Here is a 16,813-nt window from a genome sequence, read left to right on the forward strand (position 1 = left end):
GAGGCGGGGATGGCGGGCAAGGGGTGCGCTCTTCCCCCCTTGTGGGGAAAGGTGGATCGGGGCGTCAGCGCCGAGACGGATGAGGGGTGTTCCAGCGGAGTGAGACGTTGGCGTTCCCTGGAACACCCCTCATCCGACCTCGCTTCGCGAGGCCACCTTCTCCCGCAAGGGGAGAAGGAAGAAGCGCCAGCTACCCCTCGCCCTCATACACCGCCTGCGCCTGCATCAACGCCGCGTCCAGCCTTTCCCCTTCTGCATACCCAGCCAAATTCCCCGGCCGCTCTATACCAGGCAGCAGCCTCGGGCACGGCTCGGCCGCGCCGATTACCATGCGCACCGGGATGACGCCGGCCCACACCGGGTGACCATAATCCTCCTCGTCGTCGGCGACGCCCTTGGCGCGCACCTTGGCTGACGCCTCCTCGATGCGCATGCCGATCACCGTCGTCGCCTTGGCTTCCTGCGCCGAGATCGGCCGCAAGGTCTCGCTGCGGCCGGGATAGAAGCGGTCGACGACGCCGGCCAGCGCCTTCATCTTTTCCTCCGGCTCGTCGACGATCCGCGCGGTGCCGAAGCACATGGCCGAGCGGTAATTGGCCGAATGGTTGAAGCCGGTGCGCGCCAGCACCAGCCCGTCGAGATGCGACACGGTGAGACAGGCCGGCGTGCCGCCGCGCAGCTGGCGCAGCATGCGGCTGGCCGACGAGCCGTGCCAGTAAATCCTGTCGCCCTCGCGCCAGTGCATGGTCGGCGTGCAATAGGGCTGGCCGTCGAACGTGTAGGCGACGTGGCAGAGCAGCCCGGCATCCAGCACCGCGAAGACGGCCGCATGGTCGTAGCTGCCGCGCTCATGCAGACGCTTCACCCGATTGCGGCTGGTGGTCGGAAAGCTTGCGGCAACGTCGTTCACGGCTTGCATCCTTGTCTGGTGTCTGCCAACCATGCGTCATGACATTGGTCGAGAAAAGAACCAATCATGGCAACAAAAGTCAGACCAATCCGCCGGATTGGTCGGCGCTGATCCCGGTTCTGCCGGGCGATGGCCCGCGCAGCCGCGAGCTTTACGCCGCGCTGAGGCGGCTGATCGAGACCGGCGCGCTGGCCGCCGGCGCCAAGCTGCCGACAACCCGTGACCTTGCGCAACGTTTCGGCCTATCGCGCTCGGCGGCGGTCGCCTGTTTCGAAATGCTGATCTCGGAAGGTTTTGCCGTGGCCAAGGTCGGCGCCGGCACCTTCGTCGCCCTCGACGTGCCATATCTGCCGACAACGCTCGTCAAGCCGCGTCCGCCGGAGATCGATGCCGCCACCTCACTGCCTTGCGGCCTTGGCGTGGCGGTGTCCGACCCGCGCACGCTTGATGTGTTCCGCATCCTGCTGTCGCGCCACCTCGCCCGCCCCGGTCCCGAGCATTTCCGCTACGGCGACCCGCGCGGCGGCATCGCACTGCGCACCGCGATATCAACTTATCTGCGAACCGCGCGCGGCGTGCGCTGCGACGCCGGCCAGATCCTGCTGACCTCGGGCACGCAGCAGGGGCTCGATCTGTTGGCGCGCGCGGCACTTCGCCCCGGCGACCCGGTATGGATCGAAAATCCCTGCTATCCCATGGCGCACGCCGTGCTGGCCGGCAGCGGCGCCAGGATCGTCGCCGTGCCGGTCGATGCCGAGGGGCTCGATCCCGAGATCGGCGAACGTCTCTGCCCAAAGGCGCGCGCGGCCTATGTAACGCCCTCGCATCAATATCCGCTCGGCGTGACCATGACGATGCGACGGCGGCTTGCCTTGCTCGACTGGGCGCGCCGCAACGATGCCTGGATCATCGAGGACGACTACGACAGCGAGTTCCGCTATGCCGGCCCGCCGCTCACGTCGCTGCAAGGCATGGATGGCGCGGGCCGCGTCGCCTATCTCGGCACCTTCTCCAAGGTCCTCTTTCCCGGCCTGCGCATCGGCTATGTCGTGGTGCCGGAACCGTTGCTCGATGCCGTCATGGCGATCAGGGCGCGCTCAGACCGCTACCCCTCGACGCTGGCCGAAGGCGCGCTGACCGACCTGTTGAACGAAGGCCATTTCGCAGCCCATCTCAGGCGCGTGCGCCGCCGCGTGCAAGCAGCGCGCGACGTGCTGGTGGCGGGCCTGCGGGCGCATTGCGGCGACAGGCTCGATGTGACGGTGCCCGAACAGGGGCTGCATCTCATGGCGATGCTCAGGGGCAACGGGCCGGACACGGCGATTGTCGAGGCGGCAAAAGCGGTGGGCGTCGGCGCGCGGGCACTGTCGGCGATGTTCATCGACGGAGCGCCGAGGCACGGGCTGGTGCTCGGCTTTTCCGGGTTTTCGGATGAGGAATTGAGGGGAGCGACGGTAAGGTTGGGTGGGGTGATGCGATAACCGCTCAATCCGCATCACCGGCGGGCTTGGCCTTGCCGCACTGCGCCAGCACCTTGCCGATGGCCCCGCGAGAGCCCTTCAGCGAAAAACTGTTCGCGCCATATTGGGCCGAACTGACCATCACATCCCCCTTCGAACGCAACAGATCGAGCAGCGGATCGGCTTTCTCCATGTCCACCACGAAGTAATTGTACATGGCCTCCAGTTGCAGCGTTTTGGTCACCGTCTTGCCGTCGGCCTTGAAGTCGAACGCGCCGCTGAGGCCGGGCTCCAGTTGCTGGCCGCTGGCGCCGAGATCATAACTCAGCACCGGCTTGTCGAAACAGGCCAGCATCAGATACGCGTCGCTTTTTGGTCCGCCGCAGACCGAGGCGGTCAGCACGCTGCCGCCCTCGTCCTCCTCCATCTTCGCGCTCCAGCCGCCGCACGACGCGGCAAAGGCCGGCTGCGCGGCCTGCAGCACAGCCACGGCACCGGCGACGACGAGATAGCGAACTCTCATGACTTCCCCCTGACAATTGCAGCACCCGCCGGCAGCATATAGGAAAAGCGAGCCGGTGGCATTGCCCAGTCCAGCACGGCCGTTCGGTCCCGCTTTGGAGAGCGTTGTGTTGAGAATTCGCCTGTATCTGCTGCTCGCAGCCCTGGTGGCCTTGCCTGTCACCGCCCATGCGCAGTGGAAACCGGTCGAGAAGGTCGAAACCTACGCCATTTCAGGTCAGTCGGGACCGGAACTCTATCGCTCGATCGGCGAGAACGGGCCGAATGTCGGCGTCGCCCGCGCCATCGCCCACACCAATTTCAAGCTGACCTGGACCAGGGACTATCAGGCGCGGGCCGGAGCCTGCGTGCTGGTGTCGGCGAAGCCGAAGCTGATCATCACCTACACCTTGCCCAGCCCCTCCGCGCCGCTGCCGCCATCCATCCAGAAGAACTGGGAGGTTTTCCTCGCCGGCGTGAGTGCCCATGAAAAGGTGCATGGCGCCACCATTGTCGACATGGTGCGCAAGATCGAGGCGGCGACCGTCGGCCTGACGGTTGCCGACGATCCCAAATGCAGCAAGATCCGCACCGAGATGACCACGCGCCTGTCCGCGCTTTCGCAGGCGCAGCGCCAGGCAAGCCGCGATTTCGACCGTGTCGAACTCGGCCCGGGCGGCAATCTGCAAAAACTCATCCTTGCCCTGGTGAATGGCGGCTGAGCGCCTTCAAGCCTCGCAAACCAGACCCTCGAGCAGCGCCAAACCTTCCGGCCAGTTGCCCAGGCCGCTTTCGGCATTGATGTGGCCGAACGGCCCGATCACGGCAAGGCGGCTGCCCCATTGCGTCGCCCGCGCCTGCGCATACTCCGCCGAGCCATAGGGATCGTCGGTGCTGGTCACCACCAGCGAGGCAAAGCGCAACCGGCCCTCCGGAATCCTGGCAAAGGCCATGCCGTATTCCGGAAAGACCGCCGACGCCGGATCGGGAACGGCGACCAGCAAGGCCGCCTTGACCGGCCTCTGCGAAATCTTCTGCCAATGCGCGATCAGCAGGCAGGACAGGCTGTGCGCGACCAGCACCGGCGGCTCGAGCGCCGCGATCACCGCGGCCTCCAGCGCCGCCAGCCAGTCGGTGAAATCGGGCAGGTCCCAGCTCGAGGGCCGGAAGCGCCGCATCGCCGGATCGGCGCTTTCCCAGCGCGATTGCCAATGCGCCGGGCCGGAACCGCCGCTTCCCGGCAGGACGATGAAATGGGTCATGTCGCCTTGCTCCTATCGATCGATGGCGCATTTTGGCGTCTTGCGCTGGCACCGGGAATGGGAAACCATCGGAAAATTCATTTCCTTGCCGATGGATTCAAGGTGACAATCATGAAGAACAAGACGAGCGCGCGCCGCTCGACCCGACCGACATCGCTATCGTCGAGGCCCTGCAGGAGAACGGCCGCATCGGCATATCGGAGCTCGGCCGGCGGGTCGGCCTGTCGCAGCCGGCGACCTCCGAGCGGGTCAAGCGGCTGGAGGAGCGCGGTGTCATTGCCGGCTACACCGCGGTGATCGACCCGGCCGCCCTTGGCCTCGGCATGATGGCGATCATCCGCGTGCGCACCACGCACGAGCACATCCGCCCCTGCCTGAAGCAGTTCGCCGAAATGCCGGAGATTACGGAGGTGCACCGGCTGACCGGCGAGGACTGTTTCGTACTGAAAGTGCTCGTGCCCTCGCCCGCCCACCTTGAAACCATCGTCGACGCGGTGGCCCGCCATGGCGCGGTCACCACGGCGCTGGTGCTGCGCAGCGAGACGCCGAAGCCGATCGGCCGCGAATTGATCCGCGGATCAGGCGGTTGACAGGTCAGCCTACCGGCTGAGATCGAGCGCGGCTGACAGATCCCCCATCGGCGGTTCGCCATTGGCGGCCAGCGCCTTGTCGCGGGCGACGATGCCCGGGAGCACCGGCAGGTCGTAGCGCGCGGTGATGAAGCGCAGGATCGACGTCGTGTCATATTGCGTGTGGTCGACCGTGCCCATCTTCGCATAGGGCGAGATGATGAAGGCCGGGACGCGGTTGCCCGGTCCCCAGCGGTCGGCCTTGGGCGGCGCGACATGATCCCAGAAGCCGCCATTCTCGTCATAAGTCACGACCACCAGCATGTGACCCCATTGCGGGCTCTTCTCCAGATGCGCGACAAGGTCGGCCAGATGCTGGTCGCCCGATGTGATGTCGGCATAGCCGCTGTGCTCGTTGAGATTGCCTTGCGGCTTGTAGAAAGTGACGGACGGCAGCTTGCCGTCGTCGATGGCCTTGATGAATTCGGCGCCGTCGAGACCGCCATCCCTGAGATGCGCGGTCCGTGCGGCGGTGCCCGGCGCGTAGGCGGCGAAATAGTTGAACGGCTGGTGGTGGAACTGGAAGTTCGGCACCGGCGTCGCGTTCTTGCCGTCGAGCGTGGCCTGCCAGGCACCGGCATACCAGGCCCAGTCGATCCCCTTCAGCGACAAGAGGTCGCCGATGGTGATGTCGTGCTGCGGCGGCAACGTCGTCGGCTGCGTCGGGTCGGCGAGCGCCTTGTCGCCGCCCTCGACCGGCTTGTTGGCGCTCGGCTGATAGGGCGGCTGCATGGTGTTGACGGCGTAGAAATCGGGCGTGATGGCGCCGTCATTGACGAATTTCGGCGCACCGCCGAGTGCCGAGGCCGGCGAGTTGTCGGCCACCTTCAGCGTCTTGCCATCCGCCTCGACGACGGCGATCTGCCCCTTCACCGGACTGGTGTCGGCATGCGGATAGACCGGCGCGCAGGCGCAGGCGAGCATGATATGGTTTAGGAAGGAGCCGCCGAAGGCGCCCTGGAAGAAATTGTCGGCCAGCACGTATTTCTTCGCCACCGCCCACATCGGCAGGCCGGAACCGTCATAATGGCCCATGACAAGACCGCCGGAATCGGCCCAGGCGGCGAACTTGTCATTCTTGCCGCCATCGATCTGCATCTGCTCCTGGTAGAAGCGGTGCCAGAGATCGCGCGTGACGACGGAGGTCTTCTCGTTGAAGCCGCTGGCGTCGTCGATGGCGAAGCTGGCATTGGCGAGATGCGCCGACTGCGCCTCGGTCACCACAGGCGTCACCCCCTTGCCGGTCAGCCCGCCCCAGGCCGGTGGCAGTTCTGAAAGCGGCTTGCCGTCGCGGTCGAGCTGGCGTGCCTGGTCGGCCGAGACATTGGCCAGCCCGTTGGCGCCGGGGAAGCCGCCATAGAGATTATCGAAGCTGCGGTTCTCGGCATAGATGACGACGACGGTGTCGATTTTGTCGTAGCCGGGAGGGGCTGCATTGGCCGGGATTGAAGTCAGCGCCGTGCCGGCCAGGCAAAGCGAGGAAACAAGCATGAGCCGCATCATGAAAATCCTCATGGCTAGGGGAATGGCTAGAGGCATCGTGCATGGCCGGGGCCGCGCACGCAAAGAGCTACGTCGATGGCTTGTCACCTTTGTGACACTTGTCTCGCCTGCAAACACGGTTTCGTGAAGAGCTGGAGCAGTCATCAATCCGTTGCAGTGCGATCCTAACTGCGCAGCGAAATGGACTTGGAACTCATGACGACAGGGACAGGCAAACGCCTGATGGTCGCGGCCGCTGCAGCATCGCTGTTCGGTTTTGCCTTCACGTTGCCGGCACCTCTTGTCCGCGCCGGAACCGGCACCGTCCATCCCGGCCCCCTGTCGCGCGCCGACGCTTTTGCCCGGGCACAGGCGCTGACCGCCCTTGGCCGGAAAATGTTCTTCGATCCCGCTCTCTCGGCTTCGGGCAAGCAGGCCTGCTCGTCCTGCCATGACCCGCGCCATGCCTTCGGTCCGGCGTCGGCGGGACCCGTCGAGATGGGCGGTCCAAATCTCGACCGGCCGGGCGTGCGCGCCGTGCCGTCGCTGCGTTACCTCCAGGCGGCGCCCGCCTTCACCGAGCATTTCTACGATTCCGAGGACGAGGGCGACGAGAGCGTCGACAATGGTCCGACCGGCGGCCTGACCTGGGACGGCCGTGCCGACCATGGCAAGGACCAGGCGAAGATCCCCCTGCTCTCGCCCTTCGAGATGGCCAACAAGGATGAAGCCGCCGTCACATCAGCCTTGCGCATGGCCGCCTATGCCGGCGAGTTCAAGGCGGCCTTCGGCGACGACGTCTTCGACCACGCAAGCGATGCCTTCGACGCCGCCGCCGAGGCGCTCGGCACCTTCGAGCAGAGCGCTGCCGACTTCTATCCCTATTCCAGCCGCTACGACGCCTTCCTTGCCGGCAAGGCTGAGCTGACGGTGCAGGAACTACGCGGCCGCGCGCTGTTCGAGGACGAGACCAAGGGCAATTGCGCCAGCTGCCATCTCAGCGAACCGGCCAATGACGGCGAGCCGCCGCAATTCACCGATTTCGGCCTGATCGCCATCGCCGTGCCGCGCAACGCGGCCATCCCGGCCAATGCCGACCCCGCCTATGTCGATCTCGGCCTGTGCGGCCCGCTGCGCACCGACTTCAAGGGCCGAACCGGGTATTGCGGTCTGTTCAAGACGCCGACCCTGCGCAACGTCGCGCTGCGCAAGAGCTTCTTCCACAATGGCGCCTTCCACACTTTGCGCGACGCGGTCGCCTTCTACGCCAGCCGCGACACCGATCCGGACCGATGGTATCCCAGGAATGCCGACGGCACGGTCAGGCAATATGACGATCTGCCAAAGGCTTACTGGGGAAACTTGAATCAGGATCCGCCCTTCAACGGCAAGAAGCCCGGCGACAGACCGGCGCTCAACGACGCCGAGATCGACGACATCGTCGCCTTCCTGGGTACGCTTACGGATGCCGACCAGCCGGCGGCGCCAGCGAACTGAACCGCCTTGCCCGGCTTGGCCTGTCCGCCGGCGAAAAAGGTGCCTCGATCTTGCTGGATTAGATGCGCGCCAACGCCTGGGACCGGTAAAGAAAGACATACTCCATTAGCGCTTCCTAAACCGCCTTGCGGTATTCCTCGTCAATCGATGGTGGGACGCAGATGAACGCATTCAGGCGAGCGGCCGGATTTGTTGTGATCCTGTTGACCGGCGCGGCGACGCTGGCGGCGTTGCATATCGATGCCCAGCGAAACTTCGCGCTGGCCAAGGAGCGCTATGTCGAGAACTCCCAGGCGGCTTCCAGAGCGACGGCCAAGACCGTCGAAGACGCCTTGCGGGCCGTCTACGAGAATGTGCGCACCCTGAGCTATCTGCCGAGCGTACGCAACCTCGACCGGCATGGCACGAACCTTGGCGACGAGGGCCGCGCGACGATCCAGCAGATCTACAACAACCTCGCCAACAATGTCTCGATTTCCGAGGTCTACTTCCTGCCGCTGGATTTCAGCCCGGACCGCTTCGATGCGGTGACCGGCAAGCTCGAGGAGCCGATCCTCCAATTCGACCAGCTGATCGTGAACGCCGAGGCGAGATCCCAGGCCGCCGCGGACGCAAAGCCCGGAAAGCTGGACCAGAATGCCCTGGTCCGTCCCCCCGAGGAGATCGAGACCTATGAATACCACGAGCTGGCCAAACAGCTCGCCTGGCTGAAGACGAACTATCCGAATTCGAGCGCCATCGACGGGCTCAACGTGCCGATCATCGGCACGAAGGAGCTCATCACCTGCGACAACACCGATTTCATCCATACCGGCAATGACGCCGACCGCTCAGGCTTCATCCTTTCGGTCCCGGTCTTCGGCCAGGACGGCAGCCTGCGCGGTTCCGTCTCGGCGATCATGCTGACCTCGGCGCTGCGGAAACTGTTGCCGGGCAGCGACTATGTCATCGTCAATTCAGGCTACGGCTTTGAATCCGACCAGCACAAGATGTCGACGGCCCTGGCGGCGGATTCCCATGCCTTCACGGCGGCCGATCCCAATCTGATCTATTCCGAAGTCATCCCGCTCTCGCTCAACGATCCCAGAAGCGCATGGCGTCTGTGGGCCGGTTTCCCCAACAGCCGGTTCGACAACAACCTGGACGTCCAGTCCGTGCGTGAATTCGAACTGGCCGGTTATGCGGCGGTCGCGGTGGTCACGCTGCTGGCGCTGGCCTGCTGGTACGCGATCGGGCGCACGATGACGATGCAGGTCGAGGCTGCCGAGACCCTTGAGCGTCGGGTCGAGCAACGCACCGCCCAGATTCAGCATCTGGCCACGCATGACATTCTCACCGGCCTGCCGAACCGAGGCCTCCTTGCCGACACCATGGACGAGGCATTGCGAAGCCTCAGGGACGACGAGAAGCTGGCCGTCCATTGCGTCGATCTCGACCGTTTCAAGCCGGTCAACGACACGCTCGGCCATCCGGTCGGCGATGAGCTTCTCGGCGCGGTGGCGAAGCGGTTGAAACATCATGCCGGCGAAACCGCCATGGTCGCGAGAATTGGCGGGGACGAGTTCGTCATCCTTCAGCTCCTGCTCGACGGCAACGACGAGGCCGGCATGCTGGCAAGCCGTGTCATTCATGCCCTGTCCGACGAATTCTCCATCCAGGGCCATAAGATCAACATCGGCGGCAGCATCGGCATCGCCGTCTTCCCCGACGACGGGCATAATTCGGATACCCTTATCCGCAATGCCGACCTTGCCTTGTACAAGGCCAAGATGGAAGGCCGCGGCACCTGCAGGTCGTTCGAACCAGGAATGGACGCAAGACTGCAGGAGCGGCGCCAACTCGAATCCGAACTCGCGCTCGGTGTGAAAAAAGAACAGTTCGTCCTGCACTATCAACCGCTGCACGACGCAAAGACCTCGCAACTCACCGGCTTCGAAGCGCTGGTGCGATGGAACCATCCGCGCCTCGGCCTGCTGCCGCCGTCGGAGTTCATCCAATTGGCCGAGGAGACGGGCGCCATCGACGCGCTTGGCGAGTGGATCATGCGGCGTGCCTGCGCGGACGCCGCGAAATGGCCCCAGCCCGTCAAGGTTGCGGTCAATCTCTCGCCGGCCCAATTCAAACAGCAGGGGCTATCGCTTCAGGTTGCCGCGGCACTCGCGGCTTCAGGCCTGCTGCCGTCACGGCTCGAGCTGGAGATCACCGAGTCGGTCCTGCTGGCGAACAACGAAAACACGCTGAACACGCTGTACAGTCTGCGCGATCTCGGCATCTCCATAGCCATGGACGATTTCGGCACCGGCTACTCCTCGCTGAGCTATCTCAGGTCGTTCCCGTTCAACCGCATCAAGATCGACCGCAGCTTCGTCAGCCTGATGTGCGAGAGCAGCGAAAGCCGGGCGATCGTCAAGGCCGTCGCCGAACTGGGCACCACGCTCGGCATGACGACGACCGCCGAGGGCGTCGAGACCGAGGACCAGTACAAGTTGGTCAGGGAGAATGGCTGCACGGATGTCCAGGGCTGGTATTTCGGCCGCCCGATGCCGGCCTCCGAGCTGCATGCGCTTTTCGAACAGCCGGAAGCCCTGACCGCCTAGTCAGCCAGCACGATGGCGAAAATCGGCGGCAGCTAGCGCCGCCAGGCGGCCAGATCGGCCAGGATCCGCGCCTTGAGCACAGGGTCGGCGTAGCTCGCCTGCACGGATGTCGCGGCGAGTTGGCGGATGGTTTCGTCGTCCCAGGCGAAAGCCTCGGCGCAGGCGGCATAGGAGGCTTCGAGCGTTGTGTCGAGCAGCGACGGGTCGTCGGTGTTGATCGAAACCGGGACACCGGCCTTGCGCAAGGCATCGATCGGATGGTCGGCAAGCGAGGGATAGACGCCGAGCGCCAGATTGGAGACCGGACAGATGCCCAGGGGAATCTGTTTGCGCGCCAGCAAGTCGACGAGCTCCAGATCCTCGATCGCCCGCACACCATGGTCGATCCGGTCGGCGCCCAGCAGTTCGATGGCGTCGCGAACACCTTCCGGGCCGCTCGACTCGCCGGCATGGACGGTGCGCCGCAAACCCGCCGCGCCGGCCCGGCGAAACGCCTCGGCGAAGCGCGGGCCGGTTCGGCCGGCGGCCGCTTCGTTGCCGTCGATCGACAGGGCGACGACACGCCTGTGCTTGATCCCGCCCAGCAGCTCCACCAGCTCGGTCGCCTCCGCCGCCGACTGGGTGCGAAGCAGGCTGACGCAAAGCCCGACCGGCGGGTGACCATCCTGTTCGGCGGCCGCGAAACCGGCGTCGAACGCGTCGATCATCCCCGCAATGTCCTTGTTCCAATGCGGCCAGTGGGTCGGATTGACGATGACGTCGGCGTAGCGCACGCCGCTTCGGCCCATGCGCTGCGCGAACTTGTAGGCCGTGGTGGCGAGCTGTTCGCGTGTCCGGAAAGTCCCGCACAACCAGTCGAGCATCTCGAGGAAGCTCTTGAGGTCATGGGCTTCGAAGAGCCTGTCGCGCGGCGCGCGCAGCGGAATGCCGGCTTGCTGGCAGTTCGCGATCACATCGTCGGCCTCGAAGCAGCCCTCGATATGGATGTGCACTTCGGCTTTCGGCAGTCCGATGAAGTCGGTCAATGACGTCTCCCCTCTTGGCCGAAGCATCAAATCACGAAACGGCGGCTGCCGATTTCAAGAAATGATTGAAAGAATTGCGCATGGGCCGTGGCCGAACTCTGTGCCGGCCGACGCCTCACAGCGCCCGGATAACCCCTCCATCCACGCGAATGTTCTGGCCCGTAATATAGCCCGCTCCTTCCGAAGCCAGGAACGCAATCGTCGCGGCGACCTCCTCTGATGTGCCGTAGCGCTGCATCGGCACGCTGTCGCGGCGCTCCTCGGTGGCCGGCAGGCTGTCGATCCAGCCGGGCAGCACATTGTTCATGCGCACATTGTCGGCGGCATAAGTGTTGGCGAAGATCTTGGTGTAGGCGGTCACTCCGGCGCGGAACACGGCCGAAGTCGGGAACATCGCGTTCGGCTCGGCCACCCAGGCCGTCGAGATGTTGATGATGGCGCCGCCCTTCTGCTTGATCATTTGCGGCGCCACGATGCGCACCGGCCGGATGACGTTCATCAGATAGACATCCATGCCGGTGCGCCACTGCTCGTCCGTGATCTCCAGGATCGGCGCGCGCGGCCCGTGGCCGCCGCTGTTGACCAGCACGTCGATGCGGCCAAAACGCTCCAGCGTCAGGTCCACGAGGCGCTGCAGGTCGTCATTCGACTGGTTGGAGCCGGTGACGCCAAGGCCGCCCAGCTCCTTGGCCAGCGCCTCGCCCTTGCCCGAGGATGACAGGATGGCGACCTTGAACCCGTCCGCCGCCAGGCGCTTGGCCGCCGCCGCCCCCATGCCGCTGCCACCGGCCACGACAACAGCCACTTTTTCTACACTCATTGGATTTTCCTCTCAGGGTTGGCGAGCACCGCAACCGGTGTTTTCGGGATTTGAACGGTGATATAGCTGGTTTTGCCACCCGGTTCGAACCAGAATGCCTGAAATCAACCAGTAGAAAAACTCCTGTATGCCAGAAGCCTTCCTGAGCCTGCCGCCGCTGAATGCGCTGCGCGCCTTCGAGGCCTCGGCGCGCCATCTCAACTTCCGCGTCGCCGCCGAGGAACTGAACGTCACCCAAGGTGCGGTGGCCCAGCACATTCGCGGCCTGGAGACCCATCTTGGCACGAAACTGTTCGAGCGGCTGCCGCGCGGCCTGGCGCTGACCGATCAGGGCCGCGCCTATGTGCCCAACATCCGCCGCGCCTTCGACCTGATCTCGGAGGCAACCCAACTGTTGCGCCCCGAACCGGCACGGCTGACGATCAGCGTGACGCCGAGCTTCGCCACCAAATGGCTGATCCCCCGGCTGCAGGATTTCATGGCCGACAATCCGCTGGTCGACCTGCGCGTGCTGGCCAGCGAGAGCCTGTCGAGCTTCCAGTCCGACGGCGTCGACATCGCGGTCCGGCAAGGCCGCCCGCCTTTCGGCGCCGGCCTGATCGTCGACCTGTTGTTTCCCCAGCAGATCGTCGCAATCTGCAGCCCGGCCCTGCTGCCGGCCGGGGCGACCGAAATCCCGGCGACCGAAATCCAGCATCACGTCCTGCTGCACGATGCGCACAATCTGTGGCCGGAATTCATGGAAAAGGCGGTCGGCCTGAAGATGACGGCCGAACTCAAACGCATGCGCTTCAACCAGACCAGCCTCGCCATCGACGCGGCCATCGCCGGCCAGGGCATTGCGCTGGCCAGCCGCTTCCTCGTCGCCGCCGACCTCGCCGCCGGCCGCCTCGTCCAGCCAGTCAGCGGCGAAATGCGCGGCACGCAGGATTTTTATGTCGTCATGCCGAGAAAGCAGCGCCATCCCGAACCGACACAGGCCGTGCGGCAATGGCTGCTGGACGCGGGGGAAAGGCCGCCAGTCTAACTCTTTGTTTTGCCGCAACTCCCAAGGGAAAGCGCTACGCGCTTTTCCGGGGTCTAGATAGGCAGCAACGCGTCCGGCTTCACATTGGCGATCGAGGCGTAGGTATGCGTCTCCCTGACGCCGGGCAGCGGCAGGATCACCCGCTGCAGGAAATCCTGGAACATCGCCATGTCGGCGATGCGCGCCTTGACCAGATAATCGAATCCGCCAACGACCATGTGGCATTCGATGATCTCGGGCGCCCGCACAACCGCCTCGGCGAAGCGGTCGAAAACATGCGGCGCCGTATGATCGAGCCGCACTTCGATGAAGACGAGTTGTGCCTGCCCGATCCGGGCCGGGTCGAGAACGGCCCGCACTGCCCGGATGAAGCCCTCGGCGAACAGCCGCTTGATGCGTTGCGCCGCACCGGTCGGCGACAGGCCGACGCGGCGGGCCAGATCGAGCGTCGTGCGACGGCCATCCTCCTGCAGCAAGCGCAACAACGAGCGGTCGATACGGTCGAGATCGTCCATTTCAGAATTCACACTTTCTGACCACAGATAGCGCGATTATCACGCAAAAATCGTGAAAACAGCATATTTCATCACGCTGTCGAGTGGCAATACCGTTGGCGGGCAACGCAACCCGACCAAGGCAGATCCCATGATGTCAGTCACACCGACCACCCGCAGCGCCCAGACCAAGGGCGACACAGCCGTGCTCATCCTGAGCGAAGCCGAGGTGAAAACATGTATCGACCTGCGCCAGCTTCTCGATGCGTTGGCGGAAGGCTTCAAGGCATTGTCCCGCGGCGAGATCGTCAATCCGGCACGGCCACAACTCGACATTCCGCGGGCCGGCTATTCGCTGGCGATGCCGGCCTGGACGGCCGGCATGCATCTGACGGTGAAGATCGTCAACGTCTTCGAAGGCAACATCGCCCGGGCCATCCCCAGCCATCTCGCCACCATCCATCTGTTCGACCCGGAAACAGGCATGCCGGTCTGCATCATGGATGGCACCTACATCACCGCCGTGCGCACCTCCGGCTCGGCCGTGCTCTCGGTGCGGGAACTGGCCCGTCGCGACGCCAAGGTCGCGACGGTGGTCGGCGCCGGCGTACAGGCCGGCCAGCACTTGCACCTTCTGCCGCTGGTGCGGGATTTTGCCGAAATCCGCGTCGTTTCGAAAGAGCTCACGGACGCGCAGGCGCTGGCAGCGCTGCATCCGGGCGTCGTCGCCGTCAATGATCTCGAGGCCGCGGTGCGCTCATCCGATGTCGTGTGCCTGGCCACGCATTCCTACCAGCCGGTGATTTCGGCGCAATGGCTGCGGCCCGGCACGCATGTCTCGTCGGTGGGCGTCGCCCCGCCCGGCGGCGAACTGCCGATCGAGCTTATCGGCCGGGCGAGCCTGTTCGTCGAGACCAGGGACGCCTTCGCCCCGACGCCGGTCGGCTCTTGCGAGCTCGATGGCATTGATCCGCAAACCGGAACCGAGCTTGGCGAGATGCTGCTTGGGCTGCGGCCGGGAAGGACCGGCGCCGACCATATCACCGTCTACAAGGCCATGGGTGTTGCCATGGAGGACATGGTGGCGGCCGACCTTGCCTATCGCGAGGCAATTCGGCGAGGACTGGGGCGGGCTGTGATCTTGTAGAGGACGCTCCCGATCGTCAAAGCCAGCGCCGCCCTCATTGCCCAGCCGGCCATTTCTCCCCTCGGAACGGGAAGAAATGGCCGCGCGATGACCGAGATAAGGTCGCGCCGTTTGACTGGATACGAAATCGTTTTTACGACTGCCGGATGCAGTCGAGTCCTCCCCAAAAAATCGTCGTCATCGGTGGTGGCATTGCCGGCCTTTCGCTTGCGGCGGCCGTGCGGGATTGGGCTGAAGTCATCGTCCTCGAGCGCGAGCCACATCTTGGCTACCACGCCAGCGGCCGTTCCGCCGCTCTGTTCACCGAGACCTACGGCAACCGGCTGGTGCGCGCGCTGACGCTGGCCAGCCGGCAGCAAATCGTCGAGGGCGGCTTCGTCGCCCATCGGCGCGGCGCGCTGCATGTCGGCTGGAAAGGCGATGGCGCCGCGATCGACCGGCTGGCCGATGAATTGCAGGCGCTGGTGCCCAGCGTGCGCCGCCTGTCGGCGGCCGAACTCCACGCGCTGGTTCCCGCCATTGCCGCTGAAGCCACTTGCGGCGGCGCCTATGAGCCGGACGCGCTGGATATCGACACCGGCAAGATGCTGGCCGCGTGCGCCTCGGCGCTGAAGGCCGGCGGCGGCACGATCCGCACCGGCGAGGAGGTGCGCGCCATTTCGCAAGACGGCGGCGGCCTGCGCGTGGAAACGAGCGCCGGTGTCTACCCGGCCGACATCGTCGTCAACGCCGCCGGCGCCTGGGTCGATGTCGTCGCCGGCATGGCCGGGCTCTCCGGCCTCGGCTTCCAGCCGAAACGCCGCACCGCCTTCCTGTTCGATCCGCCCGCGGGCACCGACATCGCCGGCTGGCCGCTGGTGGTCGACCTGCATGAACAGTTCTACTTCAAGCCCGACGCCGGCAGGCTGATCGGCTCGCTCGCCGACGAGACCGACTCCGAGCCTTGCGACGCATGGCCGGAAGACATCGATGTCGCCATCGCGGTCGACCGCATCGAGCAGGCGACGTCGATGCGCATCGGCCGTCCGTCGACACCATGGGCGGGCCTGCGCACCTTCGCGCCCGACCGCTCGCCGGTCGCCGGCTTCGACCCGCGCCTGCCCGGCTTCTTCTGGCTCGGCGGCCAGGGCGGCTACGGTTTCCAGGTATCGCTGACCTTGGCCCGGCTGAGCGCGGCGCTGATGCGCGGCGAGCCCCTGCCAGAAGATGTCACGGCGCTCGGCGTCACCGCCGCGGCGCTGGCGCCCGACCGTTTCCTGGTCCCGGCGACCACGCCATGAAGCCCACGCTGCCGCTGCTGCTCAGCCTCAATGGCGGTTATGTCGACACGGCCGGCTTCCTGGCGCTGCAAGGCCTGTTCACCGCGCATGTGACGGGGAATTTCGTCACGCTCGGCGCCTCGCTCGTGCTCGGCATTTCGGGCGTGCTGGCAAAACTGCTGGCGCTGCCGGTGTTCTGCATCGTCGTCATCCTGACCCGGCTGGCAGGCGAGCATTTGCGCCGGCGCGGACATCAGGCGCTCGGAGTGCTGCTGGCGACCAAACTGGCGCTGCTCGTCATCGGCGCGGCGCTGGCGATCCGCTTTGGCCCCTTCGCCAGCGGCGACGGCGCGGCCGCGATCGTCACCGGCATGGTGCTGGTCGCCGCCATGGCGATCCAGAACGCGGTGCACCGGGTCCATCTCGCGGCAGCCCCGCCCTCGACGCTGATGACCGGCACCACCACCCAGATCATGATCGACCTCGCCGATCTCATCGGCGGCCCGGCGCCGGAGGCGCGGCCGGCGCTCATTGCCCGCCTGCGGCGCATGGCGGCGGCGGTCGCCGTCTTCGCCGCCGGCTGCGCTGCTGCCGCGCTCGGCTTCGCCTACGCCAATGTCTGGTGTTTTATTGTCCCGCCGGTGATCGCGCTCGCCGCGCTGTTGCTGCGGCTTACAGGGCCGGATGGGGAAGCCAAATAGCG

General features: G+C 65.4%; 16 protein-coding genes. 9 read left to right on the forward strand and 7 right to left on the reverse strand.

Annotated elements, in window-relative coordinates; all coding sequences use genetic code 11:
• Positions 1 to 190: 190 nt before the first annotated feature.
• Entirely contained in the window at positions 191 to 943 is a 753-nt protein-coding gene (locus QQK95_RS11810) for a pyridoxamine 5'-phosphate oxidase family protein (RefSeq protein WP_284272426.1), read from the reverse strand.
• Between the two features lie 5 nt (positions 944 to 948).
• Here QQK95_RS11810 and pdxR point away from each other — a divergent pair, with 5 nt between their 5' ends.
• A complete protein-coding gene (pdxR, locus tag QQK95_RS11815) occupies positions 949 to 2,391 on the forward strand; it encodes a MocR-like pyridoxine biosynthesis transcription factor PdxR (protein WP_284272428.1) in 1,443 nt (480 codons plus the stop codon).
• Positions 2,392 to 2,395: 4 nt separating this feature from the next.
• Here pdxR and QQK95_RS11820 read toward each other — a convergent pair whose 3' ends face one another.
• Entirely contained in the window at positions 2,396 to 2,860 is a 465-nt protein-coding gene (locus QQK95_RS11820) for a hypothetical protein (protein ID WP_284272430.1), read from the reverse strand.
• A 139-nt stretch (positions 2,861 to 2,999) separates the two neighbouring features.
• Here QQK95_RS11820 and QQK95_RS11825 point away from each other — a divergent pair, with 139 nt between their 5' ends.
• Entirely contained in the window at positions 3,000 to 3,593 is a 594-nt protein-coding gene (locus tag QQK95_RS11825; RefSeq protein ID WP_409371680.1) for a DUF922 domain-containing Zn-dependent protease, read from the forward strand.
• A 6-nt stretch (positions 3,594 to 3,599) separates the two neighbouring features.
• On the opposite strand, the gene QQK95_RS11830 is transcribed toward QQK95_RS11825, so the two are convergent.
• Entirely contained in the window at positions 3,600 to 4,133 is a 534-nt protein-coding gene (locus tag QQK95_RS11830) for an RBBP9/YdeN family alpha/beta hydrolase (protein ID WP_284272434.1), read from the reverse strand.
• A gap of 95 nt (positions 4,134 to 4,228) precedes the next feature.
• On the opposite strand from QQK95_RS11830, the gene QQK95_RS11835 reads away from it, so the two are divergent.
• Positions 4,229 to 4,723 (forward strand): Lrp/AsnC family transcriptional regulator, encoded by a 495-nt coding sequence (locus QQK95_RS11835; protein ID WP_284272572.1) that lies wholly within the window; start codon positions 4,229 to 4,231, stop codon positions 4,721 to 4,723.
• 9 nt (positions 4,724 to 4,732) lie between these two features.
• On the opposite strand, the gene QQK95_RS11840 is transcribed toward QQK95_RS11835, so the two are convergent.
• Positions 4,733 to 6,265 carry an acid phosphatase gene (locus tag QQK95_RS11840; RefSeq protein ID WP_284272436.1) on the reverse strand — a complete coding sequence of 511 codons (1,533 nt, stop codon included), beginning with the start codon at positions 6,263 to 6,265 and terminating at the stop codon, positions 4,733 to 4,735.
• A 195-nt stretch (positions 6,266 to 6,460) separates the two neighbouring features.
• Here QQK95_RS11840 and QQK95_RS11845 point away from each other — a divergent pair, with 195 nt between their 5' ends.
• Together QQK95_RS11845 and QQK95_RS11850 are read left to right on the forward strand one after the other, a co-directional pair.
• Positions 6,461 to 7,741 carry a cytochrome-c peroxidase gene (locus QQK95_RS11845; RefSeq protein ID WP_284272438.1) on the forward strand — a complete coding sequence of 427 codons (1,281 nt, stop codon included), beginning with the start codon at positions 6,461 to 6,463 and terminating at the stop codon, positions 7,739 to 7,741.
• Between the two features lie 161 nt (positions 7,742 to 7,902).
• A complete protein-coding gene (locus QQK95_RS11850) occupies positions 7,903 to 10,338 on the forward strand; it encodes a putative bifunctional diguanylate cyclase/phosphodiesterase (RefSeq protein WP_284272440.1) in 2,436 nt (811 codons plus the stop codon).
• 32 nt (positions 10,339 to 10,370) lie between these two features.
• On the opposite strand, the gene add is transcribed toward QQK95_RS11850, so the two are convergent.
• The gene (gene add, locus QQK95_RS11855) at positions 10,371 to 11,363 is read right to left on the reverse strand and encodes an adenosine deaminase (protein ID WP_284272442.1); all 993 of its coding nucleotides are present in this window, start codon (positions 11,361 to 11,363) and stop codon (positions 10,371 to 10,373) included.
• A gap of 115 nt (positions 11,364 to 11,478) precedes the next feature.
• The gene (locus tag QQK95_RS11860) at positions 11,479 to 12,183 is read right to left on the reverse strand and encodes an SDR family oxidoreductase (protein ID WP_284272444.1); all 705 of its coding nucleotides are present in this window, start codon (positions 12,181 to 12,183) and stop codon (positions 11,479 to 11,481) included.
• Between the two features lie 127 nt (positions 12,184 to 12,310).
• Between QQK95_RS11860 and gcvA the strand changes: the two genes are divergently transcribed.
• A complete protein-coding gene (gene gcvA, locus QQK95_RS11865) occupies positions 12,311 to 13,210 on the forward strand; it encodes a transcriptional regulator GcvA (protein ID WP_284272446.1) in 900 nt (299 codons plus the stop codon).
• A gap of 53 nt (positions 13,211 to 13,263) precedes the next feature.
• On the opposite strand, the gene QQK95_RS11870 is transcribed toward gcvA, so the two are convergent.
• Positions 13,264 to 13,725: an Lrp/AsnC ligand binding domain-containing protein gene (locus QQK95_RS11870; protein ID WP_019859344.1), complete on the reverse strand. Its 462-nt coding sequence runs from the start codon at positions 13,723 to 13,725 to the stop codon at positions 13,264 to 13,266.
• 130 nt (positions 13,726 to 13,855) lie between these two features.
• On the opposite strand from QQK95_RS11870, the gene QQK95_RS11875 reads away from it, so the two are divergent.
• The 3 genes from QQK95_RS11875 to QQK95_RS11885 all read left to right on the forward strand — a co-directional run bounded on the left by QQK95_RS11875 (position 13,856) and on the right by QQK95_RS11885 (position 16,811).
• On the forward strand, positions 13,856 to 14,851 hold the full coding sequence (locus QQK95_RS11875) for an ornithine cyclodeaminase family protein (RefSeq protein ID WP_284272449.1): 996 nt from the start codon (positions 13,856 to 13,858) through the stop codon (positions 14,849 to 14,851).
• A gap of 146 nt (positions 14,852 to 14,997) precedes the next feature.
• Entirely contained in the window at positions 14,998 to 16,131 is a 1,134-nt protein-coding gene (locus QQK95_RS11880) for an NAD(P)/FAD-dependent oxidoreductase (protein WP_284272450.1), read from the forward strand.
• Positions 16,128 to 16,811 (forward strand): YoaK family protein, encoded by a 684-nt coding sequence (locus QQK95_RS11885; RefSeq protein ID WP_284272453.1) that lies wholly within the window; start codon positions 16,128 to 16,130, stop codon positions 16,809 to 16,811. Before QQK95_RS11880 ends, QQK95_RS11885 begins: the two co-directional genes overlap by 4 nt.
• The last annotated feature ends 2 nt before the right edge of the window (positions 16,812 to 16,813 follow it).

Source organism: Mesorhizobium huakuii, assembly GCF_030160235.1.
GTDB lineage: Bacteria > Pseudomonadota > Alphaproteobacteria > Rhizobiales > Rhizobiaceae > Mesorhizobium > Mesorhizobium huakuii.

What these genes read in the sequence shown, in the direction of transcription:
- QQK95_RS11810 (WP_284272426.1), bottom strand. Translation starts at nt 943, where the DNA reads ATGGTTGGCAGACACCAGACAAGGATGCAAGCCGTGAACGACGTTGCC.
- pdxR (WP_284272428.1), top strand. Translation starts at nt 949, where the DNA reads ATGACATTGGTCGAGAAAAGAACCAATCATGGCAACAAAAGTCAGACC.
- QQK95_RS11830 (WP_284272434.1), bottom strand. Translation starts at nt 4,133, where the DNA reads ATGACCCATTTCATCGTCCTGCCGGGAAGCGGCGGTTCCGGCCCGGCG.
- QQK95_RS11840 (WP_284272436.1), bottom strand. Translation starts at nt 6,265, where the DNA reads ATGATGCGGCTCATGCTTGTTTCCTCGCTTTGCCTGGCCGGCACGGCG.
- QQK95_RS11845 (WP_284272438.1), top strand. Translation starts at nt 6,461, where the DNA reads ATGACGACAGGGACAGGCAAACGCCTGATGGTCGCGGCCGCTGCAGCA.
- QQK95_RS11850 (WP_284272440.1), top strand. Translation starts at nt 7,903, where the DNA reads ATGAACGCATTCAGGCGAGCGGCCGGATTTGTTGTGATCCTGTTGACC.
- QQK95_RS11860 (WP_284272444.1), bottom strand. Translation starts at nt 12,183, where the DNA reads ATGAGTGTAGAAAAAGTGGCTGTTGTCGTGGCCGGTGGCAGCGGCATG.
- gcvA (WP_284272446.1), top strand. Translation starts at nt 12,311, where the DNA reads ATGCCAGAAGCCTTCCTGAGCCTGCCGCCGCTGAATGCGCTGCGCGCC.
- QQK95_RS11870 (WP_019859344.1), bottom strand. Translation starts at nt 13,725, where the DNA reads ATGGACGATCTCGACCGTATCGACCGCTCGTTGTTGCGCTTGCTGCAG.
- QQK95_RS11875 (WP_284272449.1), top strand. Translation starts at nt 13,856, where the DNA reads ATGATGTCAGTCACACCGACCACCCGCAGCGCCCAGACCAAGGGCGAC.
- QQK95_RS11880 (WP_284272450.1), top strand. Translation starts at nt 14,998, where the DNA reads ATGCAGTCGAGTCCTCCCCAAAAAATCGTCGTCATCGGTGGTGGCATT.
- QQK95_RS11885 (WP_284272453.1), top strand. Translation starts at nt 16,128, where the DNA reads ATGAAGCCCACGCTGCCGCTGCTGCTCAGCCTCAATGGCGGTTATGTC.